The organism is Prauserella halophila (assembly GCF_024171895.1).
Classification (GTDB): domain Bacteria; phylum Actinomycetota; class Actinomycetes; order Mycobacteriales; family Pseudonocardiaceae; genus Prauserella; species Prauserella halophila.
Genome location: NZ_JAMTCQ010000009.1, coordinates 50,971 through 70,416, shown reverse-complemented (window position 1 = coordinate 70,416; position 19,446 = coordinate 50,971). Strand labels below are relative to the sequence as shown.

Annotated in this window: 16 protein-coding genes; 9 read left to right on the top strand and 7 right to left on the bottom strand. The window is 68.5% G+C overall.

What is annotated here, in order from left to right; all coding sequences use genetic code 11:
- The first annotated feature begins 608 nt into the window (after positions 1-608).
- The 5 genes from LY41_RS06540 (at position 609) to LY41_RS06520 (ending at position 7,808) form a co-directional block, all read left to right on the top strand.
- Positions 609-2,450: a glycoside hydrolase family 3 protein gene (locus LY41_RS06540; protein ID WP_253862983.1), complete on the top strand. Its 1,842-nt coding sequence runs from the start codon at positions 609-611 to the stop codon at positions 2,448-2,450.
- A 4-nt stretch (positions 2,451-2,454) separates the two neighbouring features.
- Positions 2,455-3,774, top strand: a complete 1,320-nt coding sequence (locus LY41_RS06535) for an exo-beta-N-acetylmuramidase NamZ family protein (protein ID WP_253862982.1) — start codon at positions 2,455-2,457, stop codon at positions 3,772-3,774.
- Positions 3,775-3,808: 34 nt separating this feature from the next.
- On the top strand, positions 3,809-5,227 hold the full coding sequence (locus tag LY41_RS06530; protein WP_253862981.1) for a serine hydrolase domain-containing protein: 1,419 nt from the start codon (positions 3,809-3,811) through the stop codon (positions 5,225-5,227).
- 629 nt (positions 5,228-5,856) lie between these two features.
- Entirely contained in the window at positions 5,857-6,816 is a 960-nt protein-coding gene (locus LY41_RS06525; RefSeq protein ID WP_253862980.1) for a MurR/RpiR family transcriptional regulator, read from the top strand.
- A 47-nt stretch (positions 6,817-6,863) separates the two neighbouring features.
- Complete coding sequence (locus LY41_RS06520) at positions 6,864-7,808, top strand: N-acetylmuramic acid 6-phosphate etherase (RefSeq protein WP_253862979.1); 945 nt, start codon at positions 6,864-6,866, stop codon at positions 7,806-7,808.
- Between the two features lie 36 nt (positions 7,809-7,844).
- Here LY41_RS06520 and LY41_RS06515 read toward each other — a convergent pair whose 3' ends face one another.
- Together LY41_RS06515 and LY41_RS06510 are read right to left on the bottom strand one after the other, a co-directional pair.
- Positions 7,845-8,588: an oxidoreductase gene (locus LY41_RS06515; protein ID WP_253862978.1), complete on the bottom strand. Its 744-nt coding sequence runs from the start codon at positions 8,586-8,588 to the stop codon at positions 7,845-7,847.
- On the bottom strand, positions 8,585-9,091 hold the full coding sequence (locus LY41_RS06510) for a phosphoribosyltransferase (protein ID WP_253862977.1): 507 nt from the start codon (positions 9,089-9,091) through the stop codon (positions 8,585-8,587). The genes LY41_RS06515 and LY41_RS06510 overlap by 4 nt, the downstream gene beginning before the upstream one ends.
- A 210-nt stretch (positions 9,092-9,301) precedes the next feature.
- Between LY41_RS06510 and acs the strand changes: the two genes are divergently transcribed.
- On the top strand, positions 9,302-11,284 hold the full coding sequence (acs, locus tag LY41_RS06505; RefSeq protein WP_253862976.1) for an acetate--CoA ligase: 1,983 nt from the start codon (positions 9,302-9,304) through the stop codon (positions 11,282-11,284).
- A 119-nt stretch (positions 11,285-11,403) separates the two neighbouring features.
- On the opposite strand, the gene LY41_RS06500 is transcribed toward acs, so the two are convergent.
- Together LY41_RS06500 and ldt-CoaP are read right to left on the bottom strand one after the other, a co-directional pair.
- Positions 11,404-12,249, bottom strand: coding sequence for a choice-of-anchor P family protein (locus tag LY41_RS06500; protein WP_253862975.1), 846 nt, complete (start codon positions 12,247-12,249; stop codon positions 11,404-11,406).
- Positions 12,250-12,337: 88 nt separating this feature from the next.
- Positions 12,338-13,228 (bottom strand): L,D-transpeptidase, choice-of-anchor protein P-associated, encoded by an 891-nt coding sequence (gene ldt-CoaP / locus LY41_RS06495; RefSeq protein ID WP_504966232.1) that lies wholly within the window; start codon positions 13,226-13,228, stop codon positions 12,338-12,340.
- A 656-nt stretch (positions 13,229-13,884) separates the two neighbouring features.
- On the opposite strand from ldt-CoaP, the gene LY41_RS06490 reads away from it, so the two are divergent.
- Entirely contained in the window at positions 13,885-14,385 is a 501-nt protein-coding gene (locus tag LY41_RS06490; RefSeq protein WP_253862974.1) for a DUF6319 family protein, read from the top strand.
- A 27-nt stretch (positions 14,386-14,412) separates the two neighbouring features.
- On the opposite strand, the gene LY41_RS06485 is transcribed toward LY41_RS06490, so the two are convergent.
- Together LY41_RS06485 and LY41_RS06480 are read right to left on the bottom strand one after the other, a co-directional pair.
- A complete protein-coding gene (locus LY41_RS06485) occupies positions 14,413-14,919 on the bottom strand; it encodes an OsmC family protein (protein ID WP_253862973.1) in 507 nt (168 codons plus the stop codon).
- Between the two features lie 89 nt (positions 14,920-15,008).
- Entirely contained in the window at positions 15,009-16,493 is a 1,485-nt protein-coding gene (locus LY41_RS06480) for a peptide MFS transporter (protein ID WP_301296773.1), read from the bottom strand.
- A 256-nt stretch (positions 16,494-16,749) separates the two neighbouring features.
- On the opposite strand from LY41_RS06480, the gene LY41_RS06475 reads away from it, so the two are divergent.
- Together LY41_RS06475 and LY41_RS06470 are read left to right on the top strand one after the other, a co-directional pair.
- Positions 16,750-17,283, top strand: a complete 534-nt coding sequence (locus LY41_RS06475; RefSeq protein ID WP_253862972.1) for a phage holin family protein — start codon at positions 16,750-16,752, stop codon at positions 17,281-17,283.
- 32 nt (positions 17,284-17,315) lie between these two features.
- Positions 17,316-18,251: an alpha/beta fold hydrolase gene (locus tag LY41_RS06470; RefSeq protein ID WP_253862971.1), complete on the top strand. Its 936-nt coding sequence runs from the start codon at positions 17,316-17,318 to the stop codon at positions 18,249-18,251.
- Between the two features lie 8 nt (positions 18,252-18,259).
- On the opposite strand, the gene LY41_RS06465 is transcribed toward LY41_RS06470, so the two are convergent.
- Complete coding sequence (locus LY41_RS06465; protein ID WP_253862970.1) at positions 18,260-19,444, bottom strand: MarP family serine protease; 1,185 nt, start codon at positions 19,442-19,444, stop codon at positions 18,260-18,262.
- Positions 19,445-19,446 lie beyond the last annotated feature (2 nt).

Sequence of the window (19,446 nt, the reverse complement as noted above, 5' to 3'; positions counted from 1 at the left end):
CTGCGTACAACTGAAGGTGCGGACATCGAACCGGCCAGGGATCCGGCGGAGATAAGCCCGATCCACCCCGATCGACCTCCGTGCGCGAGTTCCGGGTACCCACGCTCGGCACGCCGCGTAAGGCTCGTCGCCGTGGGACTGCGTTACCGGGACGCCGGACGCCTAGCTCCCCAAAAGATGCGACACACGTTGCAGCTTGGTCGCCCAGGCACTCGCGCGAGGTGGGGCCCGTCGACATCGTCGGCGGGCCCCACCTGTGTGTGAGGCCCGTGTGCGCAGCCCGTGTGCTTCCCCGCCCATATGCCGCCCCGCCGGGTGCGATCGCGGACATGCCCGAGCCGACCCGCGCGCTTCCGGCACACTCGCACTTCCGGCACACTCGCACTTCCGGCACACTCGCGCCGTCCCGAATCCGCCGCACGAATGGCGGATTTCGTTCGCTCATCAGCACCTGCCAATGGGCCTTTCATGCCGCTTTTCGGGGCGAAGGGTCCACTCGTGGCGGTATGCAACGTTCGTCCATTGACGGACCTACCGCGCTCGCCTAACTTTCCGGTCCTGACGCCTTCGTGGATTTCTCACATCCACACGCTCACTGGAGGAATTTCGTGACAAAGCCTGCTTCCCGGCGCAGGAGGAACAGCCATGCCGCTGCCACGCTCACGGGACTACTCGTCGTGACCGGCGGTATCGGCGCCACCGCCGGTGCCGACCCCTCCCCGAACTCTCCGGCACCGGCCGGTACCGACAACGGCGCGAACTGGGCCGAACGCGCGCTGCACGACATGACGCTCGAACAGAAGGTGGGGCAGCTGTTCGTCGCCGACGTCTGGGGACAGGCGCCGAACGAGAAACACGCGGGCAACCAGGACAAGTACGGCGTGGACACACCGTCCGACGTCGTCCGCAAGTATCAGCCGGGCGGAGTCATCTACTTCAACCACGGCGGTACCGACAACATCGAGCGCCCGAAACAGGTCGCGAGGTTGTCCAACGGTCTCCAGCGGGCAGCGTTCTCCACGGGTACGGGTGTGCCGCTGATCGTCGCCGTGGATCAGGAAGGCGGCCGGGTGACCCGCGTGGGTGAGCCCGCGACCGAGCAGCCGAGCGCGATGGCCCTCGGCGCCGGCCGCGACCCCGAGGCAGCGGAGGCGACGGCCGCCGTCACCGGCTCCGAGCTACGCTCCCTGGGAATCACCCAGAACTTCGCGCCGGTCGCCGACGTCAACTCCAACCCCGCGAACCCGATCATCGGCTCGCGGTCGTTCTCGGCGAATCCCGGGCTGGCCGGTGACTTCGTGGCCGCTCAGGTCGGCGGGTACCAGGATTCGGGCAGGTCCACCGAGACGGTCTCGAGCTCGGCCAAGCACTTCCCCGGCCACGGCGACGCGGCGACCGACAGCCACACGAGCCTGCCCACGATCGACCGGACCGAACAGGAATGGCGAGAGATCGATCTGCCGCCGTTCCAGGCGGCCGTCGACGCAGGCATCGACTCGATCATGACCGCGCACATCCGGGTACCCAGCCTCGATCCGTCGGGCGATCCGGCCACGCTGTCGAAGCCGATCATGACCGGGCTGCTGCGCGAGGAACTCGGCTACGACGGCGTCGTGGTCACCGACTCGCTGCAGATGCAGGGCGTGCGGGAGATGTACCCCGACAGTGAGATCCCGGTGCTCGCCCTCGAAGCGGGTGTCGACCAGATGCTGATGCCGCCGGACCTCGACGTCGCCATCGGCGGGGTGCTCGACGCGGTGGACAGCGGCCGCATCACCGAACAGCGCATCGACGAAAGCGTGCTGCGCATTCTGCAGTTGAAGCACAAGCGTGGGATTCCCGAGGCGCCGATGGTCAACATCGGGGCCGTGGGCAAGAAGGTCGGTACGCCGGAGAACCGTGCGACGGTGCAGGCCGCCACGGACAAGGCCCCGACACTGCTACGCAACGACGAGCAGATCCTGCCACTGGACGGCCGGGGCAAGACGCTGGTGACCGGCTGGAACAACCTCGGTTTCCCGGGATACCCGGCCCGCCCGGTCTCCTCGCTCGCCGCGGAGCTCGGCGATTCGGCCACGGCCCTGCCGACGGGCTCCGACCCCGATGAGGCGACGGTCCGGCGCGCGGTGAACGCAGCGGGTGATGCCGACACGGTCGTCGTGCTCACCAACGGCCTCGCGGGCGATGCCGGACAACGTGACCTGCTGCACGAGTTGTTGGCCACGGACGCGAACGTCGTGGCAGTCTCGGTCCAGGAGCCCTACGACCCCGGCTACGTCGACGTCCCGACCTGGCTCGCCACGTACGACTGGCGAGACGTTTCCATGACCTCACTCGCGAAGGTGCTGCTCGGCCAGCAGGCCCCGCAGGGGACGTTGCCGGTGACGATTCCGGCAGGCGACGACCCCGACACGACCCTGTACCCCTTCGGCCACGGTCTGACCTGGTGATGACATGCCTTTGAACCGACGCACGTTCCTGAGCGCGAGCGCCCTCGCGACACCACTGCTGACCTCGGGATCCCAGCTCGCCTCCGCGGCTCCGCGCCCGGGCACCGCCGCCGACAGCACCGCCGCCGACAGCACCGGACCGCCCGGCTCCGGCCCCGTGCCGGGGCGCGACGTCCGCCCGGGCGCCGACGTCCTCGCCGACGACGGCTGGAAGCGCCTGGCTGGCCGCAAGGTGGGCGTCCTTTCCAACCCCACCGGCGTGCTGGTCAGCGGCGACCACATCGTCGACTCCCTGATCGCCGCAGGGGTTCGCCCGGTCGCCGCATTCGGGCCCGAACACGGTTTCCGGGGCAGCGCACAGGCAGGCGGCTCCGAGGGCGACTACGAGGACCCGCGCACCGGGATCCCCGTCTACGACGCCTACGGCGCCACGATCGACGAGCTCGCCCGCATGTACCGCAAGTCGGGGGTCGACACGGTCGTCTTCGACATCGCCGACGTGGGATCTCGCTTCTACACCTACATCTGGGCGATGTACGAGGGCATGGTCGCGGCAGGCCGCGTCGGAGTCGAATTCGTCGTACTCGACCGGCCCAATCCCGTCGGCGGTTCGGCGTTCGGCCCCATGCTCGACCCGAAATTCAGCTCCGGCGTGGGGCTGAAGCCCATCGTGCAGCAGCACGGGATGACGGCGGGCGAACTGGCACGGTTCTTCAACGGCGAATTCCTTCCGGACGACGGCGGGAAACTCGATAATCTGGACGTCGTCGAGATTCACGGCTGGAAACGTGATCGGTTGTTCGCGCAAACCGATCTTGTGTGGACACCGCCGAGCCCGAACATGCCGACGCCGACGACCGCACTCGCCTACCCTGGAACTTGCCTGTTCGAGGGCACGGCGTTCTCCGAGGGCCGGGGCACGACGAGTCCGTTCGAGATCATGGGCGCGCCCGGTGTCGACTGGAGGTGGCGAGAAGCACTCCAGGAACAGAACCTGCCCGGTGTATCGTTCCGGGAAACGTACTTCGTGCCGACGTTCGGCAAATTCACCGGCGAACAGTGTGGTGGCGTTCAGTTGAACATCACCGATCCGCACGCGTTCGAGCCCATTCGCACGGGCATCGCCATGATCGTTACGGCGAAACAGGTGCACCCCGAGCTGTTCGGGTGGCGCGAGGACAACTTCATCGACAAACTCTTCGGTTCCGATCGCCTCCGCACGATGGTGAACGCCGGCGCAGGCACCGGCGAGATCATCGGTTCGTGGTCCGATGAGCTCGCCGGATTCCGCCGGAACCGCGACCAGTATTTGATCTACCGGTAGGGGGATTACTCGCGTGCGAGGCAGAATCGTGGCGATGACTGCTGTCTTCGTCTTGACAGGCACGACCACCGCGGCGGCGTCGACACCGCACGACGGCCGGTTCGACGGCCCGCGGACCCCGCTGTCGCCCACAGCGGATGCACTGGCCCACGCCAAGCCCAAGAACGCGGGCGTGGACCCTCGTCCGATCCGCGACGCGGAGCGGACCCTGACCGAGTTGACGGCGTCCGATGCCGTCGACGGCCATCCGATGTACTCGGGTGCCACCGGACTGCTCGCCCACGACGGCAAGGTCGTCGGCAAATTCTCGGCGGGCGGAGCACTTCGCTTCGACCGCAACGGCAACGAGCTGCCGCCGAACAAGCGGGTTCCCGTACGCGAGAACACCATCTTCGACATGGCATCGGTGACCAAACTGTTCACCTCGATCACGGTGATGCAGCTGGCCGAGCGCGGCGACGTCGAGCTGTCGGCACCCGTGGCCCGGTACCTGCCCGCGTTCGGGTCGCACGGCAAGGACTCGATCACCGTCGAACAGCTGCTGACCCACACGTCAGGGCTGAAAGCGACGATGCCGTTGTGGAAGGACTACCCGGACCGCACCTCGCGCATCGGTGCGGTACTCGCCGCCGAGCCGGTGAGCGAGCCGGGAACCGAGTACCAGTACTCCGATCTGAACCTGATCACGCTCGGCGAACTCGTCGGCAAGCTCACCGGCAAGCGGCTCGATCACTACGTCCGCGACAACGTCACCGGCCCACTCGGAATGACCGACACCGGGTTCAATCCGCCGGCATCGAAACGTGACCGCATCGCGGCGACCGAGTACCAGTCCGAGCCGGACCGCGGCATGGTCAGAGGTGTCGTACACGACGAGAACGCCTGGTCGCTCGACGGCGTCGCCGGCCACGCGGGCATCTTCTCGACGGTCCGCGACATGGGCGTGCTCGGTCAGACACTCCTGAACGGCGGCGCCTACGGCGGTGAGCGGATCCTGAAGGAACGCAGCGTCCGTGACATGCTCACGAACCGGAACCAGGAGTTCCCCGACCACGCACACGGCCTCGGCTTCGAGCTCGACCAGGAGTGGTACATGGGTGAGTTGTCCTCACCCGTCACAGCTGGGCACACGGGCTACACGGGCACCTCGTTCGTGATCGACCCGAACTCGCAGTCGATGGCGATCCTGTTGACCAACCGGGTGCACCCGACCCGCGAGTGGGGCTCGATCAACGACGCCCGCGAGGCATGGGCCAGCGCCATGTCGCGGGCGCTCGAGGCCAAGCCGAACGCCGGCGGCGGCTCGTGGTTCCGCACTCCCGGGCAGGACGACAAGCCTGACAACAGCGGTTCCGGCGGTGGCGGTGAATCGGCAGGAGCCGGTGAGGGCCGGACGTCGGGCGGCACCGGCGGCCTGCGACCGAAGCCGGTCTTCCACCGGCCCGGCTCGTAACCCTCTCGCCACAACCTCTTTCACACGGACACTCGCCACACGGCGGCCCTGCAGGCGGCGTCCCACGCCGACCACGGGGCCGCCGTGTCGTGTACGGAGCGCCGGTGCCGACGACCCGCATCTTCGCCCCGTCCCCCGCCGACCTGCCGGCACGGCACCGTGCCCCCACGCGTATCGCACCTCCGATGTGGGAATCCGGAACGTCGAGGCGGTCACGGCGCGGATCGACACCGTGGCGGAGGAACCCGGTGCACCTTCGGGAGGCGGCGATGACGAACGACTGTTGGCCATTCACCAGCCTGTTCACCACGATCGTCGTAGGCCGACCGGACCTGTCCCCCGCGCAGGCCGAGAAGAATTCACCGGCGCGGACGTACGCCTCGACCCAACGAACCGAAACGTGCAAACGGGATGAAATCGCTCTCCGCTACCGGCATATAGCTGCAGGTGACGTTGCCAAGTCGTTAAGCGCCAATGCCTGACGCTCCCTAGTCGGTCGGCGACCTTCTGAGCAACGATGGTGCGAGCGACCGGGTTCGACGGAGCGCACACCGTGGACTGCAACCGATCGAAAGGTGCGGGTAGCCTTGTCGCCTACGCGAGCAGTAAGGAATTTTCCAACGGACCTTATGGGTGATGAATCCTTGCCTGAGAGCGTCGATGAGTCGGCGACCGCAACGGCTCCGCAGTCGGCCGACCCGGACGGCAGCCCTCTGGTCCGCATCCGGTCCCTGCTGCCGGGCCTCGCGAAGGCCGAGCAACGCGTCGCCAAGGTCGTCCTCGACGACCCGACGACGGTGTCCCGCCGCAGTATCACCGAAGTCGCACTGGCGGCGAACACCAGCGAAACGACCGTCACCCGATTCTGCAAAGCGATCGGTGTCGGCGGATACCCGCAGCTGCGCATCGCACTCGCCGCGGACACGGCCCGCTCGGCGGCACGCACCCCGCAGGTGCACGGCGGCGACATCTCCTACGACGACGACCTCGCCTCGATCGTCGGCAAGGTCGGATTCACCGATGCCAGGGCCGTCGAGGAGACCGCCGAACAGCTCGACGTCGACCGGCTGCAGCAGGTCGTCGACGTGATGGCGAGCGCGGGCCGCGTCGACGTCTACGGTGTGGGCGCGAGCGCCTTCGTGGCCGCCGACCTGCAGCAGAAGCTGCACCGCATCGGCCGCGTGAGCTTCTCCTGGTCCGACACACACATCATGCTCACGTCTGCCGCCGTACTCGGCACCGGCGACGTCGCTTTCGCCATCTCGCACTCCGGCGCGACCACCGACACCGTCGAGGCGCTGCAGGCCGCCAAAGAACACGGCGCGACGACGATCGCGCTGACGAACTTCCCGCGTTCACCGCTGGCCGAGACCGCCGACCACGTACTCACCACCGCGGCGAGGGAGACGACGTTCCGGTCGGGCGCCACCGCCAGCCGGATCGCACAGCTCACGGTGATCGACTGCCTGTTCATCGGCGTCGCCCAGCAGCACATGGACGGCGCCGTGCAGGCGCTCGACGCCACCCGCGACGCGGTCGGACCCCACCGGCTCGGGAGCCGTCCCGACGGCCGGCGGCGCACCCAATGACAACACGGCCGGCGAGCGGCCAGGGGAGTACTGAGACGGTGAGGAACATGGCATCCGGCACGGCGAACGCGGGCCCGGAGCAGGTCTCGGCGGTCGTGCACGTCGAATCGCCGACCGAACAACGCAATCCGCGCACGACCGACCTCGACCGCATGTCGACACACGACATCCTGTCGGCGATCAACGCCGAGGACGCCGGCGTGGCCGGTGCCGTGCGCGCGGTGCTGGGCAAGGTCGCCGAAGCGGTCGACCACGCGACAGCGGCGCTGCGCGGCGGCGGACGCGTGCACTACGTGGGTGCCGGTACCTCGGGCAGGCTCGCGGTGCTCGACGCCGCCGAGTTGGTGCCGACCTACAACGTTCCGGCCGACTGGTTCGTCGCACACCATGCCGGAGGCGAGCATGCGCTGCGGCTCCCGGTGGAGAACGCCGAGGACGACGAGTCGGCGGGCGCCGCGGAGATCGCCGAGTCCGTCACGGCGGACGACTTCGTGCTGGGCCTGACCGCGTCCGGCCGGACGCCGTACGTGCTCGGTGCGCTCGAGGAGGCGAAGCGGCTCGGCGCCCGTACCGGACTCGTGTCGGACAACCCGGCCGCACCCGTGCCCGAGGTCGTCGACGTGTCGATCGTCGTGGACACGGGCCCCGAGGCCGTTGCCGGGTCGACCCGGATGAAGGCGGGCACCGCGCAAAAGATGGTGCTGACCGCCTTCTCCACGGCCACGATGGTGAAACTCGGCCGTACCTATTCGAACCTGATGGTCGGCATGCTCGCCACCAACGCGAAGCTACGCGGCCGCACGCTGCGCATCCTCCGCGAGGCGACCGGTGCGGAGGAACGCGAGTGCGACGAGGCGCTGACCCGCGCCGGCGGCGACCTCAGGGTGGCGCTCGTGCACCTGCTCAGCGGCGTCGACGTCACGACCGCAGCCACCGCACTCGAGCACGCGGGCGGGCACGTACGGGACGCACTCGGCGAGGTCGGCCGGTAACCGCCGGCTGGGTCGGCCGCCGGTGACCGCCGGCGATCAGGCCGCCGCGTCGGCGATGCTCTGCGCTTCGGTGGCCCCGGCCTCGAACGCCGCGCAGCAGAACAGCAACCACTCACGCACGCCGTCCGGATCACTGGTGGCGAACGCCTCGGCCGCCGCCGCATACCGTTCCTGCCTGCGGAAACAGGCGACCTCGGGCACCGTGAGCGATTTCGGATCGAGGCCGGTCGCCACCATCGTCAACCGCGCGGCCGCGCGCGCGACGACACCGTCGGCGGTGCCGAACGCCTGCAACGCCAGCAGTTCGCCGTGGACGACGGCGGTGAGCACCGGCGCCGGCGCCTTCGTCCCACCCGTCACGAGCCGGCCGAGCAGCTCCAGCCGTGGCGACGCCGCCGGATCGGGCCTTCCCAGCGCGTCGGAATCCGACGTCAGATCCGCCGCGGCGAGAACGTGCACCCGGGCGAGCGCCTGCATCGGAGCGCGGCGCCACGTCGGCAGGAGCGATTCACCGGCCTTCGCCACCCGCAACGCGCCCGCCAGTACCGGGTCGCGCACCTCGCCCTCGTCGGGAATCTCCGGGTCGACGCCCTCGACGCCTGCCGACGCGCGCGCGGCCCGCACCGACGCCTCGGCGGCGGTCGCCGAGCCCTCGCGCAGGTTCACGCCGTACCGGTGCACGGCGAACACCGCGTCCTGAGCCGATTTCGCCGCCTCTGCGACACCGTCGATCCCGACGAGTGGCGCGAGCGGATCACTCTCAGCAGCACCCTGACTCATGCGTCCAGCACCTGACCTTCCCTCGTCACCACGGGCGGTTCGGTCGACCACGGAAAGTTGATCCACCGGTCGGTCCGCCGCCACACGTAATCGCATGCCACCGTCGAGTCGGGCTTCTCGTACACGACGGCGCAGCGCACCTCGGCCACCTCGTCGGCGCAGAAGTCGCGCACCAGTTTCAGCGTCGCACCGGTGTCGGCGACGTCGTCGGCCACCAGCACTCTCGCGCCTGCCAGGTCGACGGCGTTCGGCACCGGCGGCAACATCACCGGCAGGTCCAACCGTTCGTCGACGCCCGTGTAGAACTCGACGTTCATCACGTGCAGGTTCTTCACGTCGAGCGCATACCCGAGCGCACCCGCCACGAACAGGCCTCCGCGTGCGATCGACAGGATCAGATCGGGCCGGAACCCGCTGTCGGCCACCGCCGTGGCGAGCTCACGGCTCGCCGTCCCGAACAGCTCCCATGTGAGCACCTCACGCTCCGGCTCACTCTCGGCCACTGGCCAACCTCCCGCTTCGCTTGCACGCCCCGGCGAGCATATGCGGCGACCGTTCGTCAGCCGCTCGTCGCCCGGGTCGTCCGTAACGAGCGCGGGGCCTTGTGGGCGGACGAACGTGGCTGCAACCTGTCTCGTGCGGTACTAACTTCACAGGCAGGCGCGGACAACAACCATTACGTGCGCCTGAGCAACGACCAGGAGGCCTTGCAGATGACGACAGAGCAGTCGCCGGCACTCGACAACCTGTTGACCGAGAGCCGGAGCTTCCCTCCGAGCCCGGACTTCGCGGCGGCCGCCAACGCGACGGCGGACTGGTACTCGGAGGCCGACGCCGATCGTGAGGCGTTCTGGGCGAAGCAGGCCGAACGCCTGCACTGGGACACGAAGTGGACACAGGTCGTGGACTGGTCGGACGCGCCGTTCGCGAAGTGGTTCGTCGGCGGCAAGCTGAACGTGGCCTACAACTGCGTCGACCGGCACGTCGAAGCCGGACACGGAGACCAGACGGCCATCCACTGGGTCGGCGAACCGGGCGACACCCGGGACATCACCTACACCCAGCTCAAGGACGAGGTGTCGAAGGCGGCGAACGCGCTGACGTCGCTCGGCGTCACCGCGGGCGACCGGGTCGCGATCCAGCTACAGATGATTCCGGAGGCGATCGTCGCGATGCTGGCGTGCGCCCGGATCGGTGCGCTCCACAGCGTGGTCTTCGGCGGATTCTCGCCGACCGCGCTGCGCCAGCGGGTCGACGACGCCGCGGCCAAGGTGGTCATCACCTCGGACGGGCAGTACCGCCGGGGCAAGGCCGCGCCGATGAAGGTGAACGTCGACGAAGCGCTCGAGGGCGCGGAGAGCATCGAGAAGGTCGTCGTCGTCCGAAGGACCGGCAGCGACCTCGACGACGACGTCCCGTGGACCGAGGGCCGCGACGTCTGGTGGGACGAGCTGGTCGGCTCCCAGCCCGCGGAGCACGAGCCGGAGGCGTTCGACTCGGAGCACCCCCTGTACATCCTGTACACCTCTGGCACGACGGGTAAGCCGAAGGGCATCCTGCACACCTCGGGCGGGTACCTGACACAGGCGGCCTACACCCACAACGCCGTGTTCGACCACAAACCGGGTGAGGACGTCTACTGGTGCACCGCCGACATCGGCTGGGTCACCGGTCACTCGTACATCGTGTACGGCCCGCTGGCCAACCGCGCCACCCAGGTCGTCTACGAGGGCACGCCGAACACCCCGCACGAGGGCCGGCACTGGGAGATCGTCCAGAAGTACAAGGTGTCGATCTACTACACGGCACCGACGCTGATCCGCACGTTCATGAAGTGGGGCGCCGACATTCCGGCGGGCTACGACCTGTCGTCGCTGCGACTGCTCGGTTCGGTGGGTGAGCCGATCAACCCCGAAGCGTGGATGTGGTTCCGCGAGAACATCGGCGGCGGCCACTGCCCGATCGTCGACACGTGGTGGCAGACCGAGACGGGCGCGATCATGATCTCGCCGCTGCCCGGCGTGACGCACGCGAAGCCTGGTTCGGCGCAGCAGCCGCTGCCGGGCATCTCGGCGAAGGTCGTCGACGACGCGGGCGAACCGGTCGGCAAGGGTGGCGGCGGCTACCTGGTGCTGGACAAACCCTGGCCGGCAATGCTGCGGGGGATCTGGGGCGACGACGAGCGGTTCAAGGACACGTACTGGTCGCGGTTCGCAGAACGGGGTTACTACTTCGCAGGCGACGGCGCCAAGTACGACAACGACGGCGACGTCTGGTTGCTCGGCCGGGTCGACGACGTCATGAACGTCTCCGGCCACCGCATCTCCACCACGGAGGTCGAATCGGCGCTCGTGTCGCACCCGGTGGTGGCCGAGGCCGCGGTGGTCGGTGCGAGCGACGCGACCACGGGGCAGGGCATTGTGGCGTTCGTGATCCTGCGGGGCGACGCCGCACAGGCCGGCGACGAGACGATCCAGGAGCTGCGGGTCCACGTGACGAAGGAGATCGGGCCGATCGCCAAGCCGCGGCAGATCATGGTCGTACCGGAGCTGCCGAAGACCCGGTCGGGCAAGATCATGCGCCGCCTGCTGCGCGACGTCGCCGAGGACCGTGAGGTCGGCGACGTCACCACGCTCGCCGACAGCACCGTGATGGACCGGATCTCCCAGGGCCTCTCGTCCGGTTCGGACGACTGAAACACAGCCCGCGCACATACGAAAGCGGCCTCCACAGTGGATATCCACTGTGGAGGCCGCTTTCGTATGTTCAGTGCATCTGTTCAATGCATCTGTTCAATGCATCCCTGGGGAATGCGTCAGCCGGTCACGTCCAGGTGGCCGGGCTGCGGGGTCGGAGCCGGGGCGTCACCGTTGTCGTCGGCCTGGTCGCCGTCGCCGTCACCGTCACCGTCGCCGTTGTCGCCGTCGCCGTTGCCGTTGTCGCCGTCGCCGTTGCCGTTGTCGCCGTCGCCGTTGCCGTTGTCGCCGTTGCCGTTGTCGCCGTCGCCGTTGTCGCCGTCGCCGTTGTCGCCGTCGCCGTTGTCGCCGTCGTCGTCACCCTCGGTGCAGGTGGCCGACGCGATGTCGATCGTCTGCCCGGCGATGTCCGACAGGCCCGGCACGCCTTGCAGCAGCTCGATGCTGACCGCGGTGACGGTGTTCTCGCTCTGCTTGTTCAGGGTGATCTGGGCGACGCCCTCGAGCGCCTCGGGCACAGCCGTCGTGTTCGGCGCGAGGTTGTCGATCGGGATCGTGTTGCCCAGGACACTCAGTTCGGTGATCTGCGAGCTGAGGTCACCGTTGTCACAGGTGGCGCTGAGCGTGCCTTCTGCTGCAACCAGCGGCTCGCCGATCCCCGGGATACCGCCGATGTCGCCGGGGAGGACGCTGAGGTTGGCCACGTCGGCGTAGGCGTAGTTCGAGGACGCCTCGGCGCTGAGCACCGTCGCGCCCGCCAGGCCCGCCACGTTGGTGCCGACGACCTCCTCGGAGCCCTCACCCTCGACGTACGGCGTGGGAGCGATGTCGATCAGGCCGTCGGCGGCGATGCCGAAAGCCGAGTCCTCGGTCTGGGCGCCCGCAGCCGGGGCGAGCAGGGCGCCGCCGACGAGGGCGGCGGACAGGACGCCTGCGCCGAGCGCGGCGGTCTTCTTCTTCGACAAGGAAGTACCTTTCGATTCCGGTGGTGCATTCGGGTCGGGTTTCCGGGCGGGGGCCCGTTACCGGTGGCGCACTGCCGTGGGAGGGGCGTCAGACGACCTCGACGATCGTTCCCAGCGGCAGCTTGACGAGCTCGTCCAGGGCCTCTTGCGTGACCCTGATGCAGCCGTCGCTGTTGGCTTCGCCAACGAAGCTGTTGTCCGGCCACGTGTGGATGCCGACGGTGCCGGGGCCACCGCCGAACGTTTCGTGCGACTCCGAGTGAGAACTCATGGGCAGCACGATGGGGCTGTAGTCGTTCACCTGCTCCTCGATGGAAGCGATGATGTACGCACGCCCCTTCGGCGTCGGGTGCTCGTCCTTCCCGACCCCGATGGTCCATTCCCCGATTTGCTCACCCTTCTCGGTGATCTCGAGGGTGAAGTCGTCGCGGTGCACCGTGACGGCGAAGTCGTTGTTACCCTCCTCGACCGTCTTGTCGGTGGCGTGGATCCAGCCACTGGCACCGTTCGGACGCGCGGGCAGCAGGATCTGCGCCCAGTCGCCCTTTTCGCCGATGACGGGAACCCACGTCGGCGACGAGATCTGCTCGACGGGCAGCTTCGCGAACGGTTCACCGCCCGGTTTCTTGTACACCGCCAGTTCCTGCTCGGGGTGCAACACCGTGCCGGTGCCGTTCTCACTGGCCGACGTGTCTCCCATCTCGGGGTCGATGGGAGCCTGCTCGAGATCGTCGTAAGTCGTGGCCTCGGGGAGCTTCGCGAGCTGTTCCTCGGTCACCGCGACCGGCTCGGGATTCTGCCCGCCGTCGGCTGCGGTGTCCCCGCCGCCGCACCCGGTGACGACGAGTGCGAACACTGCTGCGCTCGCGACTGCCGCCAATGAGCGCGACCGTTTCCGGTACGCGGCCCTCGTCTCGGCGGACGCACCGGCGTTGCCGCCGGCGAAACCGGAGCGGTCGGCGTCACTACGCCTTTCCATCGATCACGTCCTGCAACTAGGCACACGAAGGTGCGAGGTGTGGAGCGTTCAGTGGTATGTCGCCCACGCGATCACGTGATGTGCGATCACCTGCGCGAACCGGTTGCACGGGCGTTCCTTGTGCTCGAACATCCGAACAAACCAGACTCTTAGGAGTATCCCCAGTACGGCTCTCGCTACGTACACGGGGGTAACTGTTCGCGTACGCGACGGTTCGCATTGTTGCCGGGGCTGCAAGTTCCGATCAAATGCGTTGCTGATTTTCAGCACCGTGCCGAGCTGCGAAGATGCGACGTTTCCGCAGGGCACAGCCCATTCCAGGGATCACCCCATCGAGTTACACGTGGGTGGTCTGCACCGGTTCGTCCCGAAGCCGGACGGTCGATGCGTGGTGGGCTGCCGAAAAAACTCCACATCCAGACGCCCGATATGTTCGGACACTCAGGACGCCCGGACGGCGATGTCGGAGCTGCTACCGCATCCCGGATGCGACGGCCGGGTGATCCCTCGCCGACGAGTCTGAGACGTCGGACACATTTTGTCCAATCCTGTTAACGCCACTCCGGAAGCATTCATCACCCGGGTGGACAAAAGCTCGAACGGGTGTTCTAGAATGTCGGGGTCACTGCCGGACGTTTCGAGGGGATCTGCCCGCGATGAATGCCGAACCCACCGCCGAACCCACCACTGAACCCGCCACTGAAACCACTACCGAGTCCGACGCCGACACGACCGACGTCGACACTGCCGACACCGACACTGCCGACACCGACACTGCCGGCACCGCCGCCCCCACGGACTCGGACGCATCCACCACGGCCACGGCCAGCCCCGCCGACGACGCCAAACCCAAGCGCGGCCGACCCAAGGGAGCGAACGCGCGCAAGACCCGCACGGTCGAGCTGACCCTCACCGTCACCGGAACCGCCGACGGTGAATGGCAGGCCGAACTCAAACACGGGAGTAAGTGGGTGACCCGCGGACTGGCCGTGACCGCCTCGGCCGTCTCGCGCGCGGCGAAGGAGCTGCACGAAGAGCTGTCGACGCCGATCGACGAGGTCATCGATGCGGCGAAGGAGCAGCAGCAGGCCCGCGTGGCCGAGCTCGAAGCCCAGCTCGAAGAAGCGAGGAAGCAGCTGGCCGATCTGGAGTCGTGAGCCGCGCGCCGTGTTCCCTGCCGGCGGTCAGTCCTGCCGGCCGGGGCGGGCACGGTCCGCATCGTCGGCGACCTCGATGCGGGCCTCGTGCCGCACCGGGAAGTTCACCGACCGCGCGATGAAACACGCCTCGTGGGCGGGTTCGTGGAGTTCCCGAGCCTGCTCGACCATGCCGGCATCGGCGACGGTGACCACCGGGCGCAGCGACACGGACGTGAACTCGCCGACCCCGAGCGTTTCGGCCATCGTGCCGGCGGGCTCGTCGGCGTAACCGGTAACGACCACGCCCGACCGCGCGCACTGTGCGAGGTACGACAGCATGTGGCACTGGGCGAGCGCCGCGAGCAGCAACTCCTCGGGGTTCCAGCGGTCGGCGTCGCCGCGGAAGAAGGGGTCGGCCGATCCGGCGAGTGGCGGCTTCCTATCGGCGGTCACGTCGTGGTCGCGCCCGAAGTCGCGATAACCCGACGTGCCCGTCCCCCGGTCGCCCGTCCACCGCAGAGTCAACGTGTACGTGTGCTCGCGCCGTCGCATGACTCCTTGATACCGGCTTCCGGTGAGATCGGGGCGAACCTGTCGACCGGCTCACCGCGGCGGCGACGGCTAACCACAACGGCGTCGGCTCACCGCACCCCGGACATCAGCTTGCGGATGAACGGCGAGAGCACCGCGATCATCACGCCGATGACGACGGCAACGGCGCCGACCGTCCCGAAGTACGACGCCTCGCCCTCCGGCGAGTAGTACTTCGCGAGCGACCCCGACAGCGCCGTGCCCAGCGAAACCGACAGGTAGTTCAGCGCCACCATCTGGGCGCGGAACGCCGTCGGTGCGAGCTTGGTCGACAGCGACAGACCGACGGGCGACAGGAACATCTCCGCCATCGTGAACACCGCCAAGATGCCGACGACCGCCAGCAGCGGGCTCGTGTTGCCCTCGCCGCCCGCCATCGGCAGGAACAGCAGGAACGCCACGCCCATCACGCCGGTTCCCAGCGCGAACTTCATCGGCGTCGACGGCTGCCGGTCGGCGAGCTTGGTCCACACCGTCGCGAAGATCGGCGCCAGGATCAGGATGAACACCGGGTTGATCAGGTTCACCCACGAGATCGGCATCTCCCAGCCGAACAGGTCGCGGTCGAGACGTTCGTCCGAGTACACCTCGAGCACGGTGAACTGCTGCTGGAACAGTGCGAAGAACGCGGCGCTGGCCACGAACATCGGCATGAACGACAGCACGCGCCTGCGCTCGACGCTGCTGACCCTGGTGCTGGTCAGCAGGATCACGAACAGCACGACGGCAGCGGTGCCCGCGACCCCCACCGCCACGTCACCGAGGTTCTGGGCGGTGATCAGGCCGGTCAGCACGAGCACCACGCACACGACGGCGATCGCCGCGAACGCCAGCGCGACCAGCGGGCGACGCGAGGCCGGCAGCGGATTCGGCACGATCCGCGAGGCCTCGCCGAGGTTGGAGCGGCCGATCGAGTACTGGATCAGACCGATCGCCATACCCGCGGCCGCGAGGCCGAAGCCGACGTGGAATCCGACGGTGTGCTGGAAGAAGCCGGTGAGCGCGGTGCCGACCAAGGCGCCGAGGTTGACACCCATGTAGAAGATCGTGAAACCGGCGTCGCGGCGTTCGTCGCCTTCGCCGTAGAGCGTGCCCAGCACCGCAGTGGCGTTGGCCTTGACGCCGCCGCTGCCGAGCGCGACGCAGAGGAGGCCGACGCCGACACCGAGGTAACCGGGCAGCACCGCGAGCCCGAGGTGGCCGATCATGATGAGGACGGCGCTGTGGAACAGGGTCCGCTCGGGAGCGAGGAGCCGGTCGGCGATCCAGGCGGCGATGATCGTCGACAAATAGACAAGACCGCCGTACGCACCGACGATGCCGAGCGCGGTGCCTCTGTCCATCTCCAGGCCGCCCTCGGCGGCGGAGAAGTAGAGGTACAGCGGCAAGATGCCGAGCATCCCGTAGAACGAGAACCGCTCCCACATCTCGACGCCGAAGAGATTGGCGAGCCCTCGGGGGTGCCCGAAGAACGTCTTCTCGTTACCGCCGCCCGCGGATCCCGCGCCGGCGGATTCAGTGGCGTTACCCGACATGGACGTTACCCGACATGTTGATTATTGTCCGATCTTGCGTACTTTGACGGATTTTACCCGTTAGTTTCGGCCGGTAATCAACAGTACTCCCCACGCGCTACCGATCGTGATCGGTAGCCGAAGCACACACTCACCTGTTCGGACCACCCCGGATCCGGCCGCCGGACGACACGTTCCGACAACGACTTCACACGACATCGACACCGCGCGTGCGCCCTTCGCGACCGCAACGCCGTCCACATGGCACGATGAGCGCGTGAGCAGCCCGAAGCATGAATTCAACGACGGCGACAACCGGGACGCCGGGGGCTGGGTGCCCTACCTCCCGTTGTCGGAGGATCCCGCGGCCGACTCCGCCGAAGGCGCGTCGATCGGATCGCTGGTCAAGGACGCGACGCAGCACATGTCGACGCTGTTCCGAGCCGAACTGGAACTGGCGAAGACCGAGACGGTCGGCGAGGTCAAGAAGGCCACCAAGGGCAGCATCTTCTTCATCATCGCCGCGGTGGTCGCGCTCTACAGCTCGTTCTTCTTCTTTTTCTTCCTCGGTGAACTGCTGTCGGAGTGGCTCCAGCGCTGGGCCGCGTTCGGCATCGTGTTCCTGCTGATGCTGGTGTTCGCCGGGATCTGCGGCTTCGTGGGCTATCGGAAGTTCAAGAAGGTCCGCGCGCCACAGCGATCGATCGACAGCATCAAGGAGTCGGCGGCGACGCTGAAGCCGCAGCAGAAGCCGGCCGGCACCGCCGACGGGATGCCCCGGGTCCCCGGCGAACCGCAGTCGCGGTCCTGACACTTCCCGCCTCGCGCCACCACATCCCGGAAGTGCTCCCGCCCGATCCGTCGACCGTCCGGCACCCCGGTCCCTGGACGCATCGTGACGTGTCCGCCAACGGCATTCTGCTGCACGTGGCGGAAGCGGGCGCCGGCGAACCCGTGTTGCTGCTGCACGGGTTCGCGGGGCTGTGGTGGACGTGGCATCACCAGCTGCGCGACCTCGCCGACTCCGGATTCCGCGTGGTGGCCGTCGACCTGCGCGGATACGGGGACTCGGACAAGCCGCCGCGCGGGTACGACGCGTGGACGGCCGCGGGCGACGTCGCGGGCCTGATCCGCGCGCTCGGCCTCCGCTCGGCACACGTCGTCGGCCACGCCGGGGGCGGGCTGCTCGCCTGGTCGGTTGCGGCGATGCGGCCGCGCGTCGTGCGGTCGGTCGGCGTGCTGGGCGGCGCGCACCCGCTGGCGCTGCGGCACGCGGCGAGCCGCCTGCCCGTCGGACGCCGGGGTGCCCAGACTCGTGCGTCGCGGCACGTGCTCCGGTTCCAGGTTCCGATGGCGCCGGAGAAGCGCCTCACCTCCGACGGCGCCGCCCATGTCGGCGAGCTGCTCTCCTCGTGGGCGGGCGAGGCGTGGCGCGGCACGGACGACTTCATCGATACCGCCGCCACGCTCCGGCACGCCATGTGTGTCCCCGGGGTGGCACACAGCGCACTCGAGTACTACCGCTGGGCGCTGCGCTCACAACTGCGCGGCGACGGCAGGCGGTTCCGCCGCGACGTCGACACCCGCGTGACGGTGCCCGTCCTGCAGCTGCACGGCGAGGACGACCCGTGCATCCTGCAGTCCACGGCGCGCGATTCGACGCCGTGGCGCGGTCCGCATTCGGAGTTCGTCACTCTGCCGGGCGTCGGCCACTTCCCGCACCTCGAAGCACCCGCCGAGACCTCCGCCGTCCTGGCGACGTTCCTCCGCGGGGTCTGAGACCGGCATCAGGACGTGCAGGGGCCCGTGCCGACCTCGGCTCCGTAAGCGGGTGCCTGCTCGTACTCGTCGCGCACTTCGTCCGCGGTGAGCACGAACCCGGTGTCGGGATCCTCGACCGACGCGCCGAACACCACCCCGACGACGTCACCGGCCGGGTCGATCATCGGGCCGCCGGAGTTGCCACTGCGCACCTGCCCGCGGACGGTGAAGACGTCACGCTGAACGGTGTCGGCGTCGTAGATGTCCGGGCCGCGCAGGTTGATCCGCTCCCGCACCCGCAGCGAGGAGGCCGTGTACGGCCCGTCGAGCGGGTAACCGAGCGCGATCGCGGGATCGCCCGTCACCGCCGGCTCCTCCCGCAGGTCCAGCGAACGTGTCGTGAGCCCGGGCACGGCCAGCACCGCGAGGTCCGTATCCGGGTCGAAGTGCACCACGGTCGCGGGCTCGCGGCCCTGCGGCGTCTCGACGGCCACCTGGTCGGTGCCCGCGACGACATGAGCATTCGTCATCACGCGCTGTGGAGCGACGACGAAGCCGCTGCCCTCCAGCGAACGGGCGCACGACGACGCGACACCGCGGATCTTCAGCACGCTCGGCTGCACCTCGCGCACGACGGAGTCGGCGGGCAACTCGTCGTCCGGCGGCGAGATCTCCCGCACCGGCGCCTGCTGGAACGGGTCCATGATGGACGGAAACCCCGAAGCGTCGAGCAGGTCCCGCAGGTCGGCGGGCAGCCCCTGCGCGGCGTCCGGCATCACGTCGTTCACGCCGCCCAGCACCGACGACTGGTTGAGCGCCCGCGCGAGGCCGGGCATCGCGGCCACGCTCGTGAGCGGCAGCGCGATCAGCCACGCCACGACGAACACCACGAGACCCTGCACGATCGCACCGAGCGTGCTGTCCACACTAGACAGCTTCGGCGAGCGGATGCGGTATTTCAGCTGACTGCCGGCGAGCACCCCGAGGGTCTCGCCGAGCGCGACGAGGAACACGACAGTGCCGACGGCGATCGCCACGCGCGCGGCCGGCTCGTCGAACGAGTCCACGAGCCACGGCGCGAGCTCGATGCCCAGCAGCGCGCCCGCCATGACGCCGATGAACGCGGGCAGCGCCACGAGCATGCCCTGGCGCGCACCGGACACGGCTGCGAGCAGCGCCAGTGCGATCACCAGCAGGTCGACCCAGTTCACCG